Source organism: Azospirillum mesophilum (assembly GCF_053470405.2).
This window is the reverse complement of sequence record NZ_JBPXMQ020000067.1, coordinates 1-23,876: the sequence shown is the minus strand read 5'-3', so window position 1 is coordinate 23,876 and position 23,876 is coordinate 1. Positions and strand designations below refer to the sequence as shown.

The window sequence follows — 23,876 nt, the reverse complement described above, 5'->3', positions numbered from 1 at the left end:
CCACCGCGGCCCCTTCGGAGGTCCGACGGCCCCGCGTCATCGTTGTCGTGATGTTGTCAGCGCCGGGCGTCAGCCGACGACGCGCAGCGCGGCCAGCGGGCGGCCAACGTCGGGGCGGCCAACATCGCGGCGGGAGCCGGCCATCTCGTCGTAAATCCAGCGGTAGGTACGCTCCAGACCGTCCTCCAGCCGGATGTCCGGCGCCCAGCCCAGCTTTTCCTTGATGAGCGTGTTGTCGCTGTTGCGGCCGCGCACGCCCTTGGGCGCGTCGAGCTTGTAGCGGCGCTTCAGCGTGATGCCGGCGATGCCTTCCACGATGTCCACCAGCCGGTTGATGCTGACCAGCTGGTCGCTGCCGAGGTTCAGCGGCTCGGCCACGTCGCTGTCCATCAGCAGCCGCGTGCCCTTCAGGCAGTCGTCGATGTACATGAAGCTGCGCGTCTGCTCGCCGTCGCCCCAGATCTCGATTTCGTGCCGTCCGCTCAGCTTGGCGGCGATGACCTTGCGGCAGATGGCGGCGGGCGCCTTCTCGCGGCCGCCGTCGTAGGTGCCCTTCGGGCCGTAGACGTTGTGGTAGCGCACAACCCGCGTCGGCAGGCCAAAGTCCTCCGTGAAGTGGCGGCACATGCGCTCGCTGAACAGCTTCTCCCAGCCGTAGCCGTCCTCCGGCATGGCCGGGTAGGCGTCGGACTCCTTTAGCGGCGCCACCTCCGCCGTGGTCTGCTTGTCGGCGGCGTAGACGCAGGCCGACGAGGTGTAGAGGAAGCGCTTCACGCGAGCATCGCGGGCGGCCATCAGCATGTGCGTGTTGATCAGCACCGACAGCATGCAGTCCGCCTTGTGCGTCTCGATGAAGCCCATGCCGCCCATGTCCGCGGCGAGGTTGAAGACGTAATCGGCGCCCTCCGTCACCTCCTCGCAATGGTCGCGCAGCCGCAGGTCGCGTTCGCGGTTCTCGGCCTGGGGATGGACCTGATGCCACTGGCCGAGGTCCTTCCAGTCCACCGCGCGGACGCGGGTGAAGCCCTGCTCCAGCAGGTCGGCGACGAGGTGCCCGCCGATGAAGCCACCGGCGCCGGTGACCAGGATCGTGTCGTCATGGTTCATGATGGGACTGTTCCCCTGAAGTGAAAGGGCCGGACCGCTCAGCGCCGCATCGTGGGCGCCGGCTCCTCCGGCGGCGGGTAGTGGACGAGGCGCGTCATCTGGCCGAAGACGCGGAGGACGAAGGCCGGGTTGTTGACGGCGTAGCGCTTCCACAGGCGCCGGGGCTCGGAGACGAGGCGGAACAGCCACTCGAAGCCGCTGCGCTGGACCAGGCGCGGCGCCTGCCGCTTCAGGCCGGCGTGGAAATCGAAGGCGGCCCCCACCCCGATCAGGACGGGGGCGTCCAGCTTGGCCCGGTGCTCGGCCATCCACCGCTCCTGCTTGGGCGTGCTGAGCCCGACCCAGACGATGTCGGCGCCGCTGGCGTTGATGGCACTGATAACCTCCGCGTCCTCCCGCGGGGTGAGCGGACGGAAGGGCGGCGCGTGGCTGCCGACGATCCGGCAGCCGGGGTGCCGGCGCTCCAGGTTGGCGCGCAGCCGCGCCAGCGTGCCCTCCGATGCGCCGTAGAGAAAATGCCGGTGCGCGCGGCCCCGCGCAGCATCGAACACCGCCTCCATCAGGTCGGGGCCGTAGACGCGGTCGGCGTGCCGGTGCCCGCCGAGGCGCAGCAGCCAGACCAGCGGCATGCCGTCCGGCGTGACGAGGCCGGCGGCGTTGTGGATGCCGAGGATGCGCGGATCCCGCTGGCTTTCCATGACCCCGTGGACACCGGTTACGCAGACATACTGGCGCTCCCCATCCGCGATCCATCGGTCGATGCGCTCCACCGCCATGTCCAGGTCGATGGCGCTGACCCCGACGCCGAGGACGTTCAGGCGCTTGATCGCTGTGGTCGAAGGCATGCTCGGACGATCTCCCTTCTCACCGTCCGCGCTGCGCGAACGGTGCTGGTGGGTAGTTTCCGGAGGGTGGGGGTGGGCTGCGAATGCTGCCGCAAAGACGAGGGGGCAAGGACGAGAGAAATGACACCATCGCCGGTCCCGGGGCGCGAGAGGCGCGATGGCCGTAGCGCAAAAATCGGCGCCCGGGAGCCGTCCGGCCGTACTTGAGGCTGAAACGATCCCCGCTCTTCCGGCGCGAAGACGGTTCCGGCGCCGTTCCATGGGTGTGCGACGATGGTTGGCGCGGTCAACGAACGGCGGGTTTCCACCACCATCGTTAAGACGCGGCCCGCCGCGCCCCACCATTTTCCCAAGAATCCGCCATCGCACAAAGACGGAATACTGGATAGGCTAATCCGTTCCGTTCACCCGAGACGGCCTCAAATTTTAAAGTAAAATGTGATTTTTAAGGCCGTCATCACTCCGCTAGCACCAGCTAACGATGGGATTACGCTAAGGGGTTTCATTTATTTTTTGCCGATTGTCCACTCCAGAAGCGCAATACATCTTTCGATCCGCTGAAGACAAGGCATTGGTGGAAGTTTTTGCATTGCGGGTTGCCAGCCGGATCCGTGCCCGCCTTTCATGGAACGCGCCACCCGTCACCCTTCACACCAGCGGGGGAACACCCATGAAGGTCTATGCCAAGCGCGCCCTGGTCACCGGCGGCGCGGGATTTCTGGGATCGCATCTGTGCGACCTGCTGCTCGCCCGCGGCTACGACGTGCTGTGCGTCGACAATTACTTCACCGGGCGCAAGCGCAACATCGCCCACCTGCGCAACCACCCGCGCTTCGAGGTGCTGCGCCACGACGTGACGTTCCCACTCTTCGTCGAGGTGGACGAGATCTACAACCTCGCCTGCCCCGCCTCGCCCATCCATTACCAGCACGACCCGGTGCAGACGACCAAGACCAGCGTGCACGGGGCCATCAACATGCTGGGGCTGGCCAAGCGGACCAAGGCCCGGATCCTCCAGGCCTCCACGTCGGAGGTCTACGGCGATCCCCACATCCACCCGCAGCCGGAAAGCTATTGGGGCAACGTCAACCCGATCGGCCCGCGCTCCTGCTACGACGAGGGCAAGCGCTGTGCGGAGACGCTGTTCTTCGACTATCACCGCCAATACCGGATGCCGATCAAGGTGGTGCGCATCTTCAACACCTACGGCCCGCGCATGCATCCCAACGACGGGCGGGTGGTGTCGAACTTCATCATCCAGGCCCTGAAGGGGGAGCCGATCACCATCTACGGCGACGGCACGCAGACCCGCTCCTTCTGCTACGTCGACGACCTGCTGGCCGGCATGGTCGGCTTCATGGAACTGGACAGCGAGGAGCCCGGCCCCCTCAACCTCGGCAACCCCACGGAATTCCAGATCGCCGAGCTGGCCGAGATGGTGATCCGCATGACCGGGTCCAGCACGCGCATCGTGCAGCGCCCCCTGCCCGCCGACGACCCCAAGCAGCGCCAGCCCGACATCGCCAAGGCCACCTCCCTGCTCGACTGGACGCCGAAGGTGCCGCTGGAGGAGGGGCTGAAGCTGACCATCAGCTATTTCCGCCGCCTGCTGTCCGGCGAGGATGTCTGAGAAGTCCAGAGAGCCACAGACCCAGGGAACCAGAATGGCGACCGAACTCGACTACGGGCGGGCGGCACCGCTCCGCACCGAACGTCTGACCGAAGACGGCGACCGCGAGATCGGGTCGGACGCCCGCGCGCTGCTGGACATGTTCAAGCAGCGCAAGTGGCTGTTCGGGCTGATCACCGTCGCCGGGGTCGCCTTGGCCGGGGGGCTGCTCACGGTCATGACTCCCCTCTACACGGCCAAGACGACGGTGCTGGTGAACACGCGCCAGGCCCAGGTCGTGGATCTGGAACCGGTGCTGTCCAACCCCACCCCCAACCCCTTCCTGCTGCAATCGCAGCTGGAGAGCGAGATCGAGATGATCCGCTCCTACCCGCGCGTGGCGGAGGTGGTGGAAAAGCTAGGGCTGGTGAACGACCCGGAGTTCAACCCGACGCTGGAGGATCCGGAGGAAAACCAAGCCGGCGCCCTGCTGTCCGACGCCTTCCTGTGGCTGAAGCGGCGGGCGGCGTCCCTGTCCGGTCCGGACGCCGCCGACCCCAACGCCCCGGACCGCTACCGCTCCCTTTCCGACGGCCCGCAGAGCCGCGAAAAGCAGATCCTCGCCATGGTGGTCGCGAACGTGCAGGACCAGCTGGAGGTCTCCGCGCGCGGCCGGTCCACCGCGATCATGCTGGCCTTCACCTCGCGCGATCCCGACAAGGCCACCGCCGTGGTGGACGCGCTGGCCCACGCCTACGTCAACTCCACCGTCAACGCCAAGACCCAGGCCTCGCGCGACGCGATCCGCTGGCTCGACGACCGCGTGCAGGAGATGCGCGGCAACATCGCCGACCTGCGGGAGAACATCGAGCGCTACCGCCAGCAGGAAGGGCTGGTCGCGGACGAGCCGCACAACCAGAACCTCGTGCAGGTGAACAAGGACCTGATCGAAGCGCAGATCGAGGCGAAGGTCGCGCAGGAACGGCTGGACCAGCTGCACAAGGGCGGCGCCGCGACGGCGATGGAGGTGCTGTCCTCCCCCCTGATCCAGACGCTGCGCGGGAACGAGGCGGCGCTCCAGCGGCAGGCGGACGACCTGACCGACCGCTACGGCGCGCGCCACCCCATGGTCCAGGCCAATACGGCGGCCCTCCAGGGCCTGCGGCGCAAGATCGACGCCGAGATCGGCAAGATCCAGAAGCTGCGCGAGAACGAGCTGGTCATCGCCCAGTCCCGCGTCGCCCTGCTGAAGGACCGCCTGTCGGGGCTGGAGCAGGAATCCGGCCGGCGCAACCTCGCGCAGCTGCGCATGCAGGAGCTGGAGATCGAGGTCGGCGCCAAGCAGCGCCTCTACGAGGCCTTCCTCCGCCGCCGGCACGAGGTCAGCCAGCAGTTGGACATCCAGCAGCCCGACGCGCAGATCATCGCCCCGGCGATGACGCCTATCAAGCCGTCCTTCCCGCGCAAGGCGCTGTTCCTCAGCTGCAGCCTGCTGATCTCCATGATCCTCGGCGCCTGTACCGTCGTGGCGGTGGAGCTGCTGAGCCGCGGCTTCAAGACCATCGAGGACATCGAGCAGACGCTGCACGCCCCCATGCTGGGCATGGTGCCGCGCCTTGGCCGCATGGCCCGCCTGCGCGGCCGGCCGGAGGCCTACCCGCTGCTCCACCCCCACTCACTCTACAGCGAGGCGATCCGCAACCTGCGCACCTCGCTGCGGGTGCTCGCCACCTCGCCGGGGCCGAACAACCTGCTGTTCGCCTCCGCCCTGCCGAACGAGGGCAAGACCGCCATCGCCCTGTCCTTCGCCCGCATGGCGGCGCGGGCCGGGCAGCGGACGATCTTCATCGACTGCGACCTGCGGCGGCCCCGCCTGCACAAGTCCGTCGGCTACGACGGGCCGGGCCTGACCGACTTCCTGGAGCACGGCGTCCCGCCGGAGGACATCATCCACACCGACGGGACGAGCGGCCTGAACCTGATCACCGCCGGCTCCGGCACGTCCCGCCCGGCGGAGCTGCTGGAGCGCCCCGCCCTGCGGGAGCTGCTGGCCCTGCTCGGCTGCACCTACGACCTGATCGTGCTGGACTCGCCCCCGGTGCTGTCGGTCGCCGACACGCGGCTGCTCGCCCAGTTGGCGGATGAAACCGTCTATGTTGTCGAGTGGGACCGCACCTCGCGCAAGGAGGCGCGGCTCGGCTTCAACATGCTGCGGCAGGCCAACGCCCGCATCGCCGGTGTGGTGCTGTCCAAGGCCGCCACCGCGGGCACGACGAAATACGCCTACACGAACGGCCGCCGGATCGCCGACCAGAGCGCGGCCTACGTCGCGGCTGGCCGTGGGAGCGACGGACGATGACCCCGGCCCTGCGCATCGCCGCCCTGCTCCTGCTGACCGGCAGCGCCCCGGCCTGGGCCGGGGAGCGGGTGCTGGAGGTCAACCCCGCCGCTCCCGGCGCCGGCGACGGCAATCCGGGTACGGAGGCCGCACCGCTGGCCTCGCTGGGGCAGGCGGTACGGCTGGCCCTGGAGACGGCGGACGAGGCGCTGATCCGTGTTCATCCCGGCACTTATCGCGAAAGCGTGCGCATCCACGCCGGGAAGGACGACGAGGCGCCCCGCCTGCGCATCGTGGCGGTGGAGCCGGGCCGGGCGGTGATCTCCGGGGCCGAGCCGCTGACCGGCTGGCGGCCCCATCGCGGCCCGCTGTTCCGCGCCGACTGGCCGCAGCGGATGGCGCCCGCGACCGTGCCACCGGACTGGCCCACATCGCTGACGATCGCGCCGTCCGTGCTCGGCCGCGACCTGCTGTTCATCGGCGGGCAACGGCTCCGCCCGGCTACCAGCGTCGCGGAGCTGACGCCCGGCAGCTTCCTGGTGAACGAGGAGGCCGGGGTGGTCACCATGAACCCGCCCGCCGGGCTCGACCCCCGCGACCAGCCGGTCGAGGTCGCCCGCCGCGACGTGCTGCTGGAAATCGGCGGCGTGCGCGGGGTCGAAGTCGCCGGGTTGGTGGTGGAACGCTCGGCCGCCCCCCTGACGAGCGGCGCGGTGGTGGTCTCGGATTCCCAAGACGTCCGCCTGGACGGCCTGTCGATCCGGGACAACAACGGGACCGGCCTGACCATCGCACGCTCCTCCCGCGTCACGCTGGAAAACACGGTCGTTACCGGGAACGGCAGCACCGGGCTGGGGGCGTGGCGCATCGACGGGCTGACCCTTCGGCGTGTCACCGCCGCCGCCAACAACTGGCGCGGGGAGGCCGGCGGCTTCGTCGACTGGGCGGTGGCCGGGGCCAAGCTGCTGCAAACCCACAACGCGGTGATCGAGGGCTTCCGGGCCGAGCGCAACGCCGCGCACGGCCTGTGGCTCGACACCGACATCGCCGACGTGCGCATCGTCGATCCGCTGCTGGAGGGCAACCGAGGACCGGGCCTGACGGTGGAGGCCGCGCAGGGGCCGGTGGCGGTGACCGGCGGACGCATCGTCGGCAACGGCAAGGGCATCGTGGCCGCCGCCGCGCACGGCGTGACGCTGGAGCGCACGGTGGTCGCCTGCAACGCCGAAAGTCAGATTCTCGTGTCCGGCACCGCCGACCAGCCGGTGACGGACCATCGCAGCGGCGCCGTGACCACCGTGAACAACAGCGGCTGGACGCTGACGGGCAGCCTGATCGCCGCCGACGCGCAGGGCGACGGGCCGCTGGTCGCCACCACGCTGACCGGCGCGCCCTGGGCCGGCTTCCTCGCCAGCCTGTCGTCGGAAGACAACCTCTGGACCGCCCCGCGCGGCCGTGGCGCCTTCCGCGGCCCCTGGGGGAAAAGCTGGACCTTCGACGACTGGCGCGACCGCGTGCGGGACACCGGCTCCAGCTTCGAGCTCCAGCCGGACCCACCCTGCCCCCGCGCCCTGAACTGATGCTTGTGAGTTTTTAGGCACTGAACTGGGTTTTCGCCACTTTTCCATCGTCATCCCCGCGAAGGCGGGGATCCAGCCTTTTCAGCCACTTATGTGGGAAGTTTTCTGGATCCCCGCCTTCGCGGGGATGACGGGAAAGTGCGGGGATGACGGGAAAGGGACGTGGTCGCAAGACCCCTTAAAGCCTTGATCGCCAACGCCTGCCGACGGGAGAACCGCGTGACCTTGCCTTTCGCATCGCTCCTGCGCCGCTTTTCCCACGGCATCTGGTCGCTGGCCGATCAGGGGGCGGTCAGCCTGGGCGGGTTCTTGTCCATGGTGTTCCTGGGGCGCGTCCTGCCGCAGGCCGATTACGGGCTGTACACGCTGATCTACGCGGCGTTGCTGTTCCTGAACACCATCCACGGCGCGCTGGTCACCTACCCCTTGCTGTTGGAGGGCGCGCGGCGCGAGGATGACGGCTTCGCGAACCTCGTCGGGGTGTCGGCGGGGGCGACCGTGGGGCTGACCCTGCTGTTCGCCCCCGGCGTGGTGGTTTTGCTGTCGGCCTTCGACGCGGTGGCGCTGGCGCCCTTCGTGGTGGCGGCGGTGCTTGGCGCGCAAATCCACGAGACGCTGCGGCGGGCGCTGATGGCGCGGCTGCGGCACGCGCGGGCTGTGGCCGGAGACGCGGTCGCCTATCTGGGATTTCCGGCGGCGCTCGCCCTGCTGGCCTGGGCCGGGCGGCTCGACCTCGCCAGCGCCTTCGCGGCGATGGCCGGAGCCTTTGCGCTGGGGGCGCTGGTGCACGCCCTGCATCTGCGCGTCCGCCCGGTCGGCCCGGCGGGCATCCTTCGCACCACCGTGGAGCATTGGCCGCTCGTCCGCTGGGTGCTGGTCGCCAACCTCGTCAACGTCGTGGGCGTGCAGGTCATGCCCTGGATTCTGGTGGTCTTCCATGGGCTGGACGCGGCGGCGGCCCTGCGCGCGCTGATCAACCCGGTGGCGCTGTGCCACCCGCTGATGTTCGGCATCGCCAACGCCGTTCTGCCTCTGGTCGCCCACGCGCGGGCGGAGGGCCGGGCCGCCGACGCCACGCGCAACGCGCTGCGTCAGGGCATCCCCATGCTGCTGCTGCCCGCCCCCTACCTGCTGGCGCTGCTGCTGTTCCCGCGCGCGGCGCTGGAGCTGTTCTACGGCCCCGGCAACGCCTACGCGGCGGACGCGCCGGCCCTGGCATGGGCGGTCGTCGGCTATGGCTTCCTGCTCGGCACCTCGCTGCTGGAGGCCATCCTGAAGGGGCTGGGACGCCCGCAGGACGCCTTCCGGGCGCAGCTTGCCAGCGTCGCCGTGACGCTGGCGGCGGGCTTCCCGCTGGCTGCCCGCTATGGGGTGGAGGGGGCGACCGCCGGCCTGATGCTGAGCCTCGCCGCGCAGTTCCTGTGGAACCTGCGCATCACTCTGGGCGGTCTTCACAGTGCCGAGGCCGAAGCCCCGGCGCGCCGCCGGAAGACGACCTGAGTCATCCCTTTGCCAAATTGCTAACGAATGGATAAGCGAAAATAATGAATAAAGCAGAATGAGAAGAATACTCGCAGATATGAATCGGATTTTTACTTAGGAAATCTGATTGTGCCTTCAGGAGGGTCTGCATGGAATACGCCCTGTCCCAAAGACCTCTGGCCTTGCGGCTCCAGCCCCGCGGCGACCGCGCGCTGAGCCCGCCCCTGATCGGCGGCATGGTGGCGTTCTGCGACGGCGTGCTGTCCCTGGCCGTCGCGGGTGGCGCGTATGTCTTCTACATGGAGCATGTCCTCAACGCGCCGCAATTCTCGCGCTATGGGGCGGTGTCGCTGTTCGGCACGGCCCTGATCCTGGTCATCAACCATTTCCTCGGCCTCTACCACCCGCACAGCCTGTTCGGCCTGCGCAATCAGGTGGTCCGCATCGTGCTGTCGGTCACCATGGCGGCCGCGACGATCCTGATGTTCGGCTTCCTTCTCCAGATCACGTCGGAATATTCGCGCGGCTGGGCGGCGCTCTGGTTCTTCGGCAATCAGGCGGGCCTGCTGTCGGTGCGCTGCGGCGTCGCGCGCTGGCTGACCCGGCGGGAGGTGAAGGGCTCCTTCCGCCGCCCGCTCGTCGTGGTCGGCACCGGCCCGATGGGCGCCCGCCTGCTGACGCATCTCGGCGCGCCGTCGGTGCGCGACGTGAGCGTGCGCGGCGTGTTCCACGACGGGCCGGGGCCGAAGCCGGTGAGCGTCGGCGGCTTCCCGGTGCTGGGCACGGTGGAGACGCTGGAGGACTACGTCCGCGACTGCCCGGACTGCGACGTGGTGCTGGCCCTCCCCTGGGACGACCGCGACCGCTTCGAGGCCATCCAGCGCTCCCTCAGCCTGCTGCCGGTGGACGTCTACACCCCGCCGGGGGAGATCGTGTTCGAGCTGGCGCGCCATCAGGCGCAGCCGGGCCTGACGCACATCGCCGGGCTGCCCGTGCTGGAACTGGCCCAACGGCCGCTGAAGGGCGGGACGGCGGTGCTGAAGCGGGCGGAGGACCTGATTCTCGTGTCCATCCTGCTGCTGATCTTCGGGCCGCTGATGGCCTTCATCGCGCTGGGCGTGAAGCTGGACAGCCCCGGCCCGGTGCTGTTCCGGCAGAAGAGGTTCGGCTTCAACAACCACCCCTTCGACGTGCTGAAGTTCCGCACGATGTACGTGGACCGCTGCGACCGGTCAGGCGGCCAGCGCACGGTGCGCGGTGACCGCCGGATCACGCGCTTCGGCGCCTTCCTGCGCAAGAGCAGTCTGGACGAGCTGCCGCAGCTCCTCAACGTGCTGCGCGGAGAGATGTCGATCGTCGGGCCGCGCGCCCATCCCGTCGCCATGATGGCGGGCGACAAGCCCTATCACGAGGCCGTGGCCGACTACGCCGCGCGCCACCGGGTGCGGCCGGGCATCACGGGGCTCGCCCAGGTGTCGGGGTCGCGCGGGGAGATCGACACGCTGGAGAAGGCGCGCCGCCGGGTCGAACTCGACCTCCAGTACATCGAGGCAATGTCGCTCTGGCTCGACCTGAAGATCCTGCTGCGGACGGCGGTCTGCATCCTGAAGGACGACAACGCCTATTGACCCCCCATTGACCATCGCCTTTTCCAGAACACTTCCCACAGAGCGAGTCCGGACGATGTCCACGGCCACACCTTGCCGAGCTGGTGATGAAGCCCTACCGCGGCCGCGTCAAAGTGCTGATCTGGTTGGCCGGGGCCGCCGTCGCCTGGGCCGTGGTGCAGATCGTCGTCTCCGGCCTGCTGCACCGGTAGGCCGCCGCCGGGCCGGCGGCGCGGGGGTGCGGTGATGCGCATCCTCATGCTGCACAACCACTACCAGCAGCCGGGCGGGGAGGACGAGAGCTTCGCCGCCGAGGCCGACGTGATGGAGCGCAACGGCCACGAGGTCGTGCGCTACACCCTGCACAACGACGCCATCGCGGCCATGAACCCGGTGGAGGTCGGGCTGCGCACCGTCTGGAACCCGGCCAGCCACGCGGAGATCGCCCGGCTGATCGCGCTGCACCGGCCGGACGTGATGCACGCGCAGAACCTGTTCCCACTGATCTCCCCCGCCGCTTATCACGCGGCGCGGCGGGCCGGGGTGCCGGTGGTGCAGTCGGTGCGCAACTACCGCCTGTTCTGCCTGGGCGCCACCTTCTTCCGTGACGGCGCCCCGTGCGAACGTTGCCTCGGCCACGCGCTGCCGCTCGCCGGGCTGCGCGGGCGCTGCTACCGGGGCAGTGCCGCCGCCAGCGCCGGGGTCGCCGCGATGCTGGTGACGCACCGGCTGCTGGGGACGTGGCGGCGCTGCGTCGATGTCTTCGTCACGCTGTCGGACTTCTCCCGCCGCACATGCATCGCAAGCGGCCTGCCCGCCGAGCGCGTCGTCACCAAGCCGAACTTCCTGAAGCGCGACCCCGGCGTCGGGCGGGGGGACGGCGGCTACGCCCTGTTCGTCGGCCGGCTGTCGCCGGAAAAGGGCATCGGCACGATGCTGGAGGCGTGGCGGCGCCACGCGCTGCCCCTGCCCCTGCGGGTGGTCGGCGACGGGCCGGAGGCGGAGCGGGTCGCCGCAGCCGGCGGAGCGGTGGAATGGCTCGGCCGGCGCAACCAGGCGGAGACGCTGGAGTTAATGCGCGGCGCCGCCCTGCTGGTCTTCCCGTCGGAATGGTACGAGACCTTCGGCCGCGTGGCGGTGGAGGCCTTCGCCGCCGGAACGCCGGTGGTCGCCGCGCGCATCGGCGCGGTCGCCGAACTGGTCGAACACGGGCGCACCGGCCTGCATTTCGCGCCGGGCGACCCCGACGACCTCGCCGCCCAGGTCCGCCGCCTCGCCGGTGACCCCGCCCTGCTCGCCGTCATGCGCCGCCACGCCCGGCGGGAGTACGAGGCGAAATACACCGCCGAGCGCAACTACGCCCTGCTCAGCGCCGTCTACCGGCGCGCCATGGCCCGCGCGCCTGCGCCGCTTGCGGCCACGGCCTGATTGTGAAGGAGACATGCCCATGTGCGGCATCGCCGGATTCATCGATCGCACCGCCCCCCGCCGCCCGCTCGACCTGGAGGTCACCGCCTACGCCATGGCGGACACGCTGTTCCGGCGCGGCCCCGACGGCGACGGCGTGTGGACGGACGCCGCGGCGGGCGTGGCGCTGGCCCACCGGCGGCTGGCGATCCTGGACCTCAGCCCGGCGGGGCGGCAACCGATGGAGTCGATGGACGGGCGCTTCGTCGTCACCTTCAACGGCGAGATCTACAACTTCCCCGAACTGCGCGCCGAGTTGGAGGCGCTGGGCCACCGTTTCCGCGGCCATTCCGACACGGAGGTGCTGGTGGAGGGCGCCAGCGCCTGGGGCGTGGAGCGGCTGGCGCGCCGGCTGGTCGGCATGTTCGCCTTCGCCCTGTGGGACCGGGGGGAGCGGCGGCTGACGCTGGTGCGCGATCAGGTGGGGATCAAGCCGCTCTACTGGGGCCGCTTCGGGTCGCTGTTCCTGTTCGGGTCGGAGCTGAAGGCGCTCGCCGCGCATCCCGCCTTCCCGCGCGAGGTTGATCGCGGCGCGGTGGCGAGCTTCCTGCGGCTGGGCTACGTGCCGACGCCCTTCAGCGTCTACAAGGACGTGCACAAGCTGGCGCCCGGCACGCTGCTGCATCTGGAGGCCGACGGGTCGCTCCGGACGGAGACCTATTGGGACGCCCTGGCCGTCGCCCGGCGCGGCATCGTCGACCGCGACACGGTGGACGAGCGCGAGGCGTTCGCGCGGGTGGAAGCGCTGCTGAGCGAATCCGTGCGGCGGCAGATGGTGTCCGACGTGCCGCTGGGGGCCTTCCTGTCGGGCGGGGTGGACAGCTCGCTGGTCGTTGCGCTGATGCAGGCGCAGAGTTCGCGGCCCATCCGCAGCTTCAGCATCGGCTTCGACGATCCCGCCTTCAACGAGGCCCCCTACGCCCGCGCGGTGGCCGAGCATCTGGGCACCGACCACAGCGAACTCTACGTCGGCCCCGCCCACCTCGCCGAGACGATCCCCACCCTGCCGGAGCATTTCGACGAGCCCTTCGCCGACGCCTCGCAGGTCGCGACGCTGCTGCTGTCGGAGATGACCTCCAACCACGTCACCGTGGCGCTGTCCGGCGACGGCGGGGACGAGCTGTTCGGCGGCTACGGCCATGTCCGGCTGCTGTCGCGGCTGTGGCCGATGGTCGCCCGCGTCCCATTGCCGGCGCAACGCGCGCTGGCCACGGCGGCGCTGGCCCTGCCGGGCGGGCTTCTGAACCGGCTGGCCGCCCTGACGCCGGAGCGGCCGGGGCGCATCCCCCTGCCCGACCGCCTGATCCGCACCGCGCAACTTCTGCCCGCCGCGCGGCCCGACGACCTCTACCGCGCGCGCTACAGCCACTGGACCGACCCCGGTGCGGTGGTGCTGGGGGCGGAGGAGCGGCGCGGCGTCTTCTGGGACGAGGCGTCCGACGATCTGCCGGACTTCATCGACCGCATGCAGTGGCGCGACCAGACGACCTACATGGCCGACGACGTTCTGCCCAAGGTGGACCGCGCCAGCATGGCCGTCAGCCTGGAGGCGCGGGTGCCCCTGCTCGACCACCGGCTGGTGGAGCTGGCCTGGATGCTGCCCCGCTCCATGAAGATCCGGGGCGGCACCGGCAAGTGGATCCTGCGCGAGATCCTGTACAAGCACGTCCCCCGCGCGCTGGTGGATCGGCCCAAGAACGGCTTCAACCCGCCCGTCGCTGCCTGGATGCGCGGCCCCCTGCGCGACTGGGCGGAGAGCCTGATGGCGGAGGACCGGCTGCGCCGCGACGGCTTCCTCGACCCGGCCCAGGTCCGCCCGGTGTGGGCGCGCTTCCTGCGCGGGGAGGATCGCCCCTGGGATGCCAAGCGCCTGTGGGACGTGCTGATGTTCCAGGCCTGGGCCGACGCGCATTTGTGGGAGCGCCCGCCGGCCGTCCTTCCGGCGGCCCGCCACGCAGCGCTCCACTCCTGATTCCGTTTCCCGGCAACGAGGAAGCCGCCATGCGCATCGCCGTCTTCGACTACAAGGTCCGCCCGACCAACGCCATCGGCGGCCTGCACCGCACCATGATGGCCGCCCTGGCCGACGAGCACGAGTTCGTCGTTTTCGCCCCCGAATTCGACAACCCGCGCCCCGACCGGATCGAGCATGTGCCCGTGCCGACGCCGCTGCGCCCACTCGCCTTGCAATACCTGGTCTATCACCTCACGGCCCCGCTGGCCGCGTGGCGCTACCGGCGCAAGGGAGGCCAGCCCTTCGACCGGGTGCTGTGCGTGGAGAGCAATATCCTGCGCAGCGACGTGGTGCACGCCCAGTTCTGCCATCGCGCCTTCGTGCAGGCGCGGCGCAGCTGGGGGAAGCCGGGGCTGGCGACGCTGGCCCGGCGCATCGACCACCACCTGCGCGCCCTGACCGAGCCCTTCGTCTACCGCACCGCCCGCCGCGTGGTGGTGCCGTCCGAAGGGCTGCGCCGGGAGATGGAGGAGCAGTTCCCCTGGCTCGCCCCCCTGATGACCGTGATCCCCAGCCCCATCGACCACGCCCGCATGCGCCCGCCCGCCGATTTTGACCGCGACCGGATGCGCGCCGGGCTGGATCTGGCCCCGGACGATCTGGCGATGGTCTTCACCGCACTCGGCCATTTCGAGCGCAAGGGACTGCCCCTGATCCTGGAGGCGATGGCGTCCCGCCCCATTCCCAACATGAAATTGGTCGTGGTTGGCGGGCGGCCCGACGCGGTGGCGGCGGCGCGGAAACAGGCTGAAGCGCTGGGCCTCGGCGAACGGGTCGTCTTCACCGGGATGCAGCCGGACGTGCGGCCCTTCCTGTGGGCGGCGGACGCTTTCGTCTTCCCCTCGCAGTACGAGACCTTCTCGCTGTCCTGCTACGAGGCCGCCGCCGCCGGCCTGCCGATCATCGTCAGCCGCCTCTACGGGGTGGAGGAGTTCGCCCGCAACGGCGACACCGCCCTGGTGGTGGAGCGCACCCCCGCCGCCCTCGCCCGCGCCATGGACCGGCTGGCCTGCATGACCCCGGCGGAGCGCCGCGCGATGGGCGAACGCGCCGCCGCAGCGGTCGCCGACCGCAAGCCGGAACGCTTCGTCCAGGACTGGCGGGCCTTCTGGCGCGCGGCGGCGACCGACGCGGAGGGCACCGGAACGGGCCGCGTCCCGGCCGCGCGGGAAGCCCTGCCATGAGGGTGCTGCTCATCGGGCACGCCGTCTCTCCCGTCTTGGGATCGGAGCCGGGCCTCACCTGGAACTGGGCCTGGCACCTGTCGGCGGAGCATGAGGTCTGGCTGATCGCCCACCCCCATTTCCGGGAGCCGGTGGAGCGCCACCTCGCCGACCATCCCAACCCGCGCCTGCGCGTCGCCTGGGTCGCCCTGCCCCGCGCGCTGGATCCCTGGCGACCGGAGCAGGGCGAGCGGGGCCTGCGCGCCCACTACCTGCTGTGGCTGCGCGCCGCGCACCGGCGGGCCGCCCGGCTGGTCGCGGAGCACGGCATCGACATCGCGCACCACGTCAGCCTCGGCACCGTGGGGGCGCCGCCGCCCTTCTGGAAACTGCCGGTTCCCTTCGTCTGGGGGCCGCTCGGGGGCGGGCAGACCGCGCCAAGCGGGTTCCGCGACTGTTTCGGCGGGCACTGGGCGGCGGAACGGCTGCGCGCCCTGCGCCTGGCGCTGCTGGAGCGCTCGCCGGGCCTGAAGCGTTGCGCCCGCGCCGCCGCCTGCGCGCTCGCCACCAACGAGGAGACCGCCGCGATCCTGCGCCGCGCGGGAGCCCGCGACGTCCGCTTCGTCGCCGACAACGGCATCGCCCCGGACACCTTCGGCGAAGAAAGGCCGCCGCGCCAACCCGGCGAGCCCTTCCGCCTGCTCTGGGCGGGCCGGATGGAGCCGCGCAAGGGCCTTCCCGTGCTGCTCCACGCGCTGAGCCGGCTGGGCGCCCTGCCCGTCGAGGTCACGGTGGCCGGCGACGGGCCGGCGCTGGAGGCGTGGCGCGCGCTGACCACCCGCCTCGCGCTGGCCGACCGGGTCCGTTTCGTCGGGAGGGTTCCGGCAACGGACATGCCGGCCCTCTTCGCGCGGGCTGACGCCTTCGCCTTCACCAGCCTGCGCGACTCCCTGGGCTCGGTGACGCTGGAGGCGCTGGCGCGCGGCGTGCCGCTGGTCACGCTCGACCACCAGGGGCAGCGCGCGCTGATCCCCGCCGACGCGGCGGCCAAGGTGCCGGCCGACGACCTCCGCACCGCCGTGGATGGCTTCGCGACCGCCCTGCGCCGCCTCGTCGAATCGCCGGAGGAATGCGCGCGGCTGTCCGCCGCCGGTCGGGCCTTCGCGCGGACGCTGTCCTGGGACCGGCGCGCCCGCGCCATGACCACCCTCTACGAGGAGGTGCGCGCTGCCTGGAGCGGACGAGTAGTGTCCCGACCCGATGCCGCGCTCCCGCCCACCCGCGTGCTGGAGTCCGACGCATGAGGCCGATGGCGCCGCGCGCGGTGCTGATGGTCGTGCTGCTGAGCATGGCGTCCATGTCGGTGCTGACCGGCGACAACCCGCTGGCCGCCGGCTTCACGCCCGCCCGCGCGTGGGAAATGGGCCTGACCGCGCTGGCCGCCGGGGTCGGCGTGCTGGCCCGCCTGCAAGGCCGCAACCGCAAGCTTCCGCCGGCGGCGCTGGTGCCGGTGCTGATCCTGGTCCTCTTCTCCGTCTGGGCGCTGTTCACCACGCTGTGGGCGCCGCTGATCCTGGTCGGGGCGGGGCGCGCGATCCAGCTGATGCTGACCGTCTTCGCGGTCTACTGCATCGCCTCCGAAGCCCAGCCGGAGCCGGGCCGCATCGCGCCGAACGCGCTGGTGAACTCCGTGGCGCTGGGGCTGGTGACCTGCGTGGCGATCCTGCTGGCGGCCAACGTCGCGCTGTTCGGCACGCCCTTCCCCATGAACAGCGAGGGGCTGGACACGCCCTTTTCCCTCAACACGCGGCCACGCTTCTTCCTGGGCGGCAGCCATCCGCTGAAGACGGCGGGCTTCCTCAGCCTGACCACCCTCTACGCGGCGGCGTCGGACCTGCGACGAACGGGGAAGCTGCTGCTGGTGCCCGGCCTGCTGGTGCTGCTGGTGCTGACCGACGGGCGGACGGCGCTGGCGGCGACGCTGGTGGGGCTGGCGCTGCGCGGCTACCTGCACATGCCGTCGTCGCCGGTGAAGGTGCTGTTGGGCCTCGTCATGGCGGTGGGGCTGGTCGGCGGCACGGCCATCGCCATCGCCTTCACCGACACGAATCTCGTGCTCAGCCGCGTCATCGGAGAGGACGTGTTCACGCTGAACGGGCGCGTCGCGCTGTGGGCCTACGCGCTGGACATGTGGGCCGAGCATCCGGTGGTCGGCGTCGGCTACTACAACACGCGCATGGTGCTGCTGGACGCCTTCCCCTTCGCCGGCCACACCCACAACTCGCTGCTGGAGATCATGCTGGGGACGGGGCTGCCGGGGCTGCTGCTGGCCCTGCTGTTCCTCGGCGTCTGCTTCCACACCGCGGCGCGGACTGGCGACCGTCTGCTGGCCGGGGTGCTGGTGATCGTCCTCCTGGACGGGGCCTTGAACCCGGTGCTGTTCGTTCCGGGCACCGGGCAGGCGGTCCTGCTGCTGACCGTCATGGCGGCCAGCATGATGGCCGACCGCCGGACCACGGCGCGGCGCGGGGCTTCCCGGCCGCTGCCGGACGGGCCGCGCTATGCTCCCGCGAGGGGCGCATGAGCGGCCCGGCCCGGAGTGTGACGGCGTCAGGCGATGCCGGTCACGTCGAAGTGCATGATGCCGTTGTTCAGCATCACCTCGTTGGTGGGATGGAACTCGTGCCCGTTCACCTCGACCGAATGGACGTAGAGGTTCCGGTCCAGCCCCGGCCCGTCGGAATAGTCGTTGAAGAAGTCGATGCCGACCGTCTTCGTCGTGCTGGCGAGGTTGGTGTGCAGGACGAACTCCTGGTAGCCGTCGCCGTGGTGGGTGGTGACGCTGTTCGGCCCGCCGACCACCGCGCCGTCGGCCAGGATGCGGAACTGCGGATCGCCCTTGTAGCTGTCGCCCGCGACCTGCACCGTCACCGTGTCCGGACCCCTTCCCGACGTGGTGACCGAGGTGACGCCGGACGCCGTGCCGGTCGAGGAACCGTTCGAGGAACCGGGGAAGAAGGACTTGTCGGCCGCGACCTCCAGCGTGCCGTTCCACCACAGGTTCGGCTGGCCGGCCACCACGTCCTTCCCATCAAGCGCCCCCTTGTCGTAATGGACGCTGCCGTCGGTCGGCGCCACCGCATGGCCGTTGATGGTGATTTTGTTGACGGTCAGCGACCGGTCCTGACCGTTGATCACCGCGTCGTTGTCGTACTGCACCTGGACCTTGTGCGCCTGACCGGGCGTGACGTTGGCTGTGAAGGCGTAGTCCTTGGCCCCGGTGGCGGCGTAGCCCTCGCCGACCTTCTGCCCGTCCACCAGCAGCTTGAAATGCGCGTTCGTCCCGCCCGCCGCGAGCCCTTGCGCGTTCATCACGATGGTGGATGTCCCGGCGGCCGGGGCAGGCGGCACGCTTCCTCCCGTGGAGCCGCCGAAATCCGACGCGGGGGCCGAGACGACCAGCGCGCCCTTCCACCACAGGTTCGCTTGCCCGGCCACCACGTCCTTCCCGTCCAGCGCCCCCCTGTCGTAGGTGACGACGCTCTCGGTCGGGGCGTGCGCATGGCCGTTGATGGTGACCTTGTTGACGGTCAGCGAGCGGTCCTGGCCGTTGATCACAGCGTCGTTGTCATACTGGATCTGGATCGTGTGCGCCTGCCCTCCCGCCACATTGGTGGTGAAGCTGTAGTCCTTGGCCGTGGTGATGGCGTAGGCATCGCCCACCGTGTGCCCGTCCACCAGCAGGTTAAAGTGCGCGTTTACGCCGGCCGCCGCGATGCCCTGGGCGTTGACGACGATGGTCGTGGTCCCGTCCGTGGAAACCGGGGTGGGCTCCGGAGCGGGGGTGGGCGTGGGCGCCGGGGTGGACCCGGACACCGGCTCATACCCGCTCGGCGGCGCGATGGCCGAGGCGCCGGGGGAGCCCACAACCAGATGCCCACCGGATTCAAAACCGGAAACGGAGTGCGCGGAGTTCCAGTCCATCAGCGAGCTGTTGAACATCCAGCGCGCCTGCGACCCGCTCGGCACGGTCCAGGTGTCGTTGTTCCATGTGTTGTTGAAGCCGGCGGCCTGGTCCTGCTGATAGTTGACCTGGAACCCGCTCAGCACGTTGGAGCCGAGGTTGACGATCTCGTTGTCGTGGATGCTGTTGTTCTGGGTGGTGCGCTCCCCGAAGCGGCCGCTGCCCCGGTATTCGTGCAGCAGCGCCACGCCGCCCGCCCCGTCGGCGGCCTCCATGTGGTTGCCGGTGACCTCGACGTTGGAGCTGTTCTGGATGCGCACCTGGGCGTCCAGCCACTGGCCCGTCTTGCCGTTGAGCAGAAGGTCGTTGTTGCGGAACACGGCGTCGCGCGAGATCTCGTAGAGGATGCCGGGGCCGCGGTTCTCGGCGATGGTGTTGTTCTCGACCAGCACCTTGGCCATGTCGATGTCGAACCACAGGCCGGTGCCGTTGTTGTCGTGGATGAAGCTGTCGCGGACGGTGACGCCCGTCGATTCCGTGATCTTCAGCCCGCCGGCGTCCCACAGGTCGTCGAAGTTCGCGTAGTTGTTGCGCGCGGATTCGATGCCGATGATCTGCGCGTTGTCGGCCTTCCAGGCGCCGATGCCGACCTGCCCGTTGTCCACGTAATGGCCGCCGGTCACCGTCGTGCCCTGGCCGATGCTCATCCCGTTGCCGTGGTTGAAGCGGGCCGTGACGTTCTCCACGGTCCAGCCGCTGCCGCCCACCTGGATGGCGCCGGTCTGCGCCGCGCTGGCGTATTTCTCGACCGTCAGGTTCTTGAGCGTGACGTTGCCGGCCGACCCGTCGATGGCGGTCGGCGTGCTGCTCATCTCCACCTTTTCGCCGGCGGGGTTGTGCGCCATGTAGGCGGTCTGCGTCGCCTTGTCGTAGTACCAGGTCCCGTCCTTCACCTCCGCCAGGGAGCCGACGCGCTTGTACAGCGTGTCGTTGACGAACAGGTCCTCGCGCAGTGTCGGCAGCTCGCTGCCGTTCGCTCCCACGCCGGCCGGCGCCAGCGGGGCCGGCAGCCCCGACTGCTTCCACAGCGAACCCGACGATTGCCAGGAGTTCAGCAGGATGGAGCCGTTCAGCACCGCCCCCGGATCGCCGACGAAGCTTTGGCCTTCCTTGGGCGTGAAGTGCGCGCCCCGGTAGACGCCGGCCTGAAGCTCGAAGGTGGTCCCTGTCGGGTTGGCGTTGATGGCGTCCTGAATGGAATCACCGGGCTTAAGTACAACCGTCGTCATGACAGATACCTTTGGCGTTGCGTCGGCGGCACGGGGCCGCCGCAATGCAGCCATCAGTAACAATCGATTTTTCCGAATCAAAGAGTCGAGCTCAGAGTCACCGAAAGATATTCCACCGGTTAACGCCAGATTCATATTCAGGCATTGCGGCATTTTTATTTAGAATAGGCAATTACCATATATGGTTAACGGCGCCTGAAAGCGAATTACGCGGGATAATGACTCAAGTCCATTTCAGACCATCTCGATTTTCGGCCACACCGGCATTGAATCGGAATGTTGCGATTGGAACGAGGGAAGCCGGGGCGCGCCAGATATATCGCAGTCTAATAAAATTTTATTTATCTCCGCGGCTCGGAGACTGGCCGGGCCGCCCCCATCCTGACGGAGCATGCCCATGCACATCGTCCACGCCGGCGCGTCGCCAACACCCAATCAGGTCAACGGGCTCAACCAGATGGTCTGGACGGTGGCCCGGCATCAGGCCCGCATGGGCCACCGGGTCGAACTCGTCCTGACCGAGCCCCCCGATCCGGACGGGATCGCCGCCGCGCGGGACGGCGGCATGACGCTGATCCAAGCCCCTCCGCTGGGTGGTGCCGGGACCGCAGCGCTGGGCGCTGGGCTGGGGTTCGGCTGGTGGTTGCCCTCCGATCCGGACGTGCTGCACACCCACTCGGTGTTCATCCCCTCGCAGGCCATGCTCTGCGCCGCCGCCCGCCGGCGCGGCGTGCCCTATGTCGTCACGCCGAACGGCGGCGTGAACGCCAACATCCTGGACCGCGGCCGGCTGAAGAAGGGGCTCTACTCCGGCCTCGTCGAGCGCCCGCGCTTCCAGGGGGCCTCGGCGCTGGTGGCCGTCACGCCAATGGAGGAAGGCGACATCCGCGCCTTCGTTCCCGGTTACCGCGGTGCCATCGCCTGCGTGCACAACCCCATCGACCCGGAGATGCTGACCGCTCCGGCCGCATCCCCCACGGCTGTGAACGGGCGCCGGCCGCGTCTGGTCTACATGGGGCGTCTCGACATCGCCCATAAAGGGATCGACCTGCTCTTGGACATCGCCCGCCGGCTGCCGGAGTGCGACCTGCTTTTCCACAGCGACGCCAAGGCCCTGCCGGACGGCCTCGCCCTGCCGGCCAACGCCCGCCTGTGCCCCCCCGTCTATGGCAACGCCAAGATCCAAGCGCTGCGCGACGCCGACCTGTACCTGCAAACCTCGCGCTGGGAAGCCTTCGGCATTTCCGTGGCGGAAGCCATGGCCCTCGGCCTGCCCTGCGCGATCACCGAGACCATGAGCCTCGCGCCCATCCTGCGGAGCGGCGATCTCGGACTCGTCCTGCCGTTCGACGCGGCGGAAGCGGCGGAGCGGGTGCGGCGCGCGCTGGCCAGCCTCCCCGACCGGGAACGCTGGTCCCGCCGCAGCCGCCTTTACGCGACGGAGCTGTTCTCACCCAACGCGGTGGCCCAGAGCTATCTCCAGCTGTACGAGGCCGTGTCCGGCACCGCCCGCCTCGGCCGGGCGGCGTGAGTGCCGGCTCCTGGCCGGGCGGCTTACCACCCCGGTTAATAACGCTAACGACCGGAAAAGCGCGGCGCACTCTACCCACTTAATAGCAACCCGATCGCAGCAAAAAATACTTTGCTGCGCTGCAGTATCTTTGCACAATGCCCGCCTGATCGCTGCGCGGCAGCAATGCCAATGACTTTCAAGGGTGCCAAACAGGGAATATGTCCCATTATTTCTGGATGTGCATATTTTCTATCACACCGACTCAACGTACGAACACACCATACTGATCCTTTTATTTCAAAAAATCATAATCTTGCGCGAGGATCGTCACCGCAGAACCGGTGACACCCAAGGCAGCCACCACGCCCTGTTCCTAGGGATTTTTGCCGGATCCTGGCGCTCACCGACTCGGAAGCGCGGTTCTGCTTTTCCGGAAACGCGCACACTCAACGCGATCCTTCCCGGGTTGCAGAGAAACGAGAGGGACACATGGCGGCATGCACAACCTGGCTGGTCCACAGAACGCAGCTCCACCGTGAGACGATGGGGCTTTTCCTGGAAACGCAGGGCTTTGGCCCGGTGCGCGCGTGGGACACGGTGGAAGCAGCCGTCGCCGGCATCAGCAACGACATTCCGGAGGAGCCGCCTCCCGACCTCCTTGTGGTCGACCTGGATTCGGCACGTTCCAAGCTTTGGATGGAGAAACTGTCCCAAGCCTCCTCCACCAAGGTCGTGATCGTCGCGAACGACTTCAGTCTGCACGATCTGCGCGTCGGCCTGCGGTTCGGCATCGCCGGCTATCTGCTCTACACCACGCCACCGGAAGCCTTCGCGTTATCGTTGCGGCTGGTGCTGGCGGGCGAGCCGGTGTTCCCGCCCCAACTGGCCAACGTCATCGCCTCGGGAAAGATCACGGCGCGAGCCGACGACGCGCCGGAAACGCCCCCGCCGATGCTGGGCTATCCCGACCTGCAACCGTTGGACATCAAAATCCTGAGTCATCTCGTCAACGGCAGCACCAACAAGGAAATCGCCGTCGTCCTGAACATGTCGGAAGAGATGGTGAAGCTCCACCTCATGCAGACCATGCGCAAGCTCAACGTCCGCAACCGCACCCAGGCGGCCTTGTGGATGGTGCAGAGCGGGATCAAGCCCGTCCCCGACAGCGTGGACGCCTGACGACCACGCTTCCGATGGTGGTGGACTCGTTCAGTCCCGTGCTTCCGCCTCCCCGCCTTCGGGCAGGCTGTAGCGGAAGTCGCAATGGCTTGCCCCCGTCATGATCGTCTGGGTGCGGGTGAAGCGGGCGTCCGGCCGGTAGCCGCACATGAACTCGCCGTCGCGGTTGCAGGACAGGATGTCGCCGATCTCCTCCACGCCGATGGCGCGGTAGGTCTCCGCATAGCGGCAGCGGGTGACGTTGAAGGCCAGCCGGTCCGGTGTCGACTCGATCACCTCCAGCGCCAAGGCGTCGTTCGCCGTCCACAGCTCCAGACGGTCGCGGAAGGTGGCCAGATCGGCGGCCCCGCGCGTTGCCCGATCCTCCGCCGCCATCGCGGCGCCGGCGGCCCTCGCCATCGTCTCGATCGCACGGGCAAGAACGGCCCGAGCCCGATCGCGGCCGACCTCCGGCACCAGAGAGTCGTAAAGCGCCTTGGCGAACTCGGCCTCGATCCGGCGCCGCTCAAGGATGGGCAACGGAGCGGCCGGTGGAGTGACGGTGCCTTCAGTCATGCTGTTTCTTTTCCTCTCTGCCGCGCGGGCGGCGGATGGTAGATCGGTCGCGCCACTCCGGCAACCCGAAGACCACGTCCCAAAACGAAAAGCCGGCGCTCCTTTGGGGAGCGCCGGCTTTTGGTGTGTCGTGTCGAAGGGTGTAAGTGTTGAAGCGTCGTCCC

General features: G+C 69.2%; 16 protein-coding genes. 12 read left to right on the top strand and 4 right to left on the bottom strand.

Translation table 11 applies throughout. The annotated features are described in order from the left end of the window. Positions 1-69: 69 nt before the first annotated feature. Positions 70-1,107, bottom strand: coding sequence for an NAD-dependent epimerase/dehydratase family protein (locus tag ACSVC7_RS31065; protein WP_448208392.1), 1,038 nt, complete (start codon positions 1,105-1,107; stop codon positions 70-72). 38 nt (positions 1,108-1,145) lie between these two features. Then, the gene (locus ACSVC7_RS31060) at positions 1,146-1,952 is read right to left on the bottom strand and encodes a WecB/TagA/CpsF family glycosyltransferase (RefSeq protein WP_448208391.1); all 807 of its coding nucleotides are present in this window, start codon (positions 1,950-1,952) and stop codon (positions 1,146-1,148) included. Between the two features lie 670 nt (positions 1,953-2,622). On the opposite strand from ACSVC7_RS31060, the gene ACSVC7_RS31055 reads away from it, so the two are divergent. The 10 genes from ACSVC7_RS31055 to ACSVC7_RS31010 all read left to right on the top strand — a co-directional run bounded on the left by ACSVC7_RS31055 (position 2,623) and on the right by ACSVC7_RS31010 (position 17,796). Further along, complete coding sequence (locus ACSVC7_RS31055; protein ID WP_448208390.1) at positions 2,623-3,582, top strand: UDP-glucuronic acid decarboxylase family protein; 960 nt, start codon at positions 2,623-2,625, stop codon at positions 3,580-3,582. A 34-nt stretch (positions 3,583-3,616) separates the two neighbouring features. Next, a complete protein-coding gene (locus ACSVC7_RS31050) occupies positions 3,617-5,920 on the top strand; it encodes a GumC family protein (RefSeq protein ID WP_448208389.1) in 2,304 nt (767 codons plus the stop codon). Next, positions 5,917-7,479 (top strand): right-handed parallel beta-helix repeat-containing protein, encoded by a 1,563-nt coding sequence (locus ACSVC7_RS31045; protein WP_448208388.1) that lies wholly within the window; start codon positions 5,917-5,919, stop codon positions 7,477-7,479. Before ACSVC7_RS31050 ends, ACSVC7_RS31045 begins: the two co-directional genes overlap by 4 nt. A gap of 219 nt (positions 7,480-7,698) precedes the next feature. Then, a complete protein-coding gene (locus ACSVC7_RS31040; protein ID WP_448208387.1) occupies positions 7,699-8,979 on the top strand; it encodes an MATE family efflux transporter in 1,281 nt (426 codons plus the stop codon). Between the two features lie 131 nt (positions 8,980-9,110). After that, a complete protein-coding gene (locus tag ACSVC7_RS31035) occupies positions 9,111-10,589 on the top strand; it encodes an undecaprenyl-phosphate glucose phosphotransferase (protein ID WP_448208386.1) in 1,479 nt (492 codons plus the stop codon). A gap of 225 nt (positions 10,590-10,814) precedes the next feature. Then, the gene (locus ACSVC7_RS31030; RefSeq protein WP_448208385.1) at positions 10,815-11,996 is read left to right on the top strand and encodes a glycosyltransferase; all 1,182 of its coding nucleotides are present in this window, start codon (positions 10,815-10,817) and stop codon (positions 11,994-11,996) included. A gap of 19 nt (positions 11,997-12,015) precedes the next feature. After that, positions 12,016-14,007, top strand: coding sequence for an asparagine synthase (glutamine-hydrolyzing) (gene asnB / locus ACSVC7_RS31025; RefSeq protein ID WP_448208384.1), 1,992 nt, complete (start codon positions 12,016-12,018; stop codon positions 14,005-14,007). A gap of 29 nt (positions 14,008-14,036) precedes the next feature. Next, on the top strand, positions 14,037-15,233 hold the full coding sequence (locus tag ACSVC7_RS31020) for a glycosyltransferase family 4 protein (protein ID WP_448208383.1): 1,197 nt from the start codon (positions 14,037-14,039) through the stop codon (positions 15,231-15,233). Beyond that, the gene (locus ACSVC7_RS31015) at positions 15,230-16,516 is read left to right on the top strand and encodes a glycosyltransferase family 4 protein (RefSeq protein ID WP_448208382.1); all 1,287 of its coding nucleotides are present in this window, start codon (positions 15,230-15,232) and stop codon (positions 16,514-16,516) included. Before ACSVC7_RS31020 ends, ACSVC7_RS31015 begins: the two co-directional genes overlap by 4 nt. Next, entirely contained in the window at positions 16,513-17,796 is a 1,284-nt protein-coding gene (locus ACSVC7_RS31010) for an O-antigen ligase family protein (RefSeq protein ID WP_448208381.1), read from the top strand. Before ACSVC7_RS31015 ends, ACSVC7_RS31010 begins: the two co-directional genes overlap by 4 nt. Before the next feature lie 26 nt (positions 17,797-17,822). Here the strand turns inward: ACSVC7_RS31010 and ACSVC7_RS31005 are convergent, their stop codons facing one another. Further along, complete coding sequence (locus ACSVC7_RS31005; protein WP_448208380.1) at positions 17,823-20,465, bottom strand: carbohydrate-binding domain-containing protein; 2,643 nt, start codon at positions 20,463-20,465, stop codon at positions 17,823-17,825. Positions 20,466-20,862: 397 nt separating this feature from the next. Here ACSVC7_RS31005 and ACSVC7_RS31000 point away from each other — a divergent pair, with 397 nt between their 5' ends. Together ACSVC7_RS31000 and ACSVC7_RS30995 are read left to right on the top strand one after the other, a co-directional pair. Further along, the gene (locus tag ACSVC7_RS31000) at positions 20,863-21,996 is read left to right on the top strand and encodes a glycosyltransferase family 4 protein (RefSeq protein WP_448208379.1); all 1,134 of its coding nucleotides are present in this window, start codon (positions 20,863-20,865) and stop codon (positions 21,994-21,996) included. 471 nt (positions 21,997-22,467) lie between these two features. Further along, a complete protein-coding gene (locus ACSVC7_RS30995) occupies positions 22,468-23,157 on the top strand; it encodes a LuxR C-terminal-related transcriptional regulator (RefSeq protein ID WP_448208378.1) in 690 nt (229 codons plus the stop codon). A 30-nt stretch (positions 23,158-23,187) separates the two neighbouring features. Here ACSVC7_RS30995 and ACSVC7_RS30990 read toward each other — a convergent pair whose 3' ends face one another. Continuing rightward, positions 23,188-23,712, bottom strand: a complete 525-nt coding sequence (locus ACSVC7_RS30990; RefSeq protein ID WP_448208377.1) for an L-2-amino-thiazoline-4-carboxylic acid hydrolase — start codon at positions 23,710-23,712, stop codon at positions 23,188-23,190. Positions 23,713-23,876: the final 164 nt, after the last annotated feature.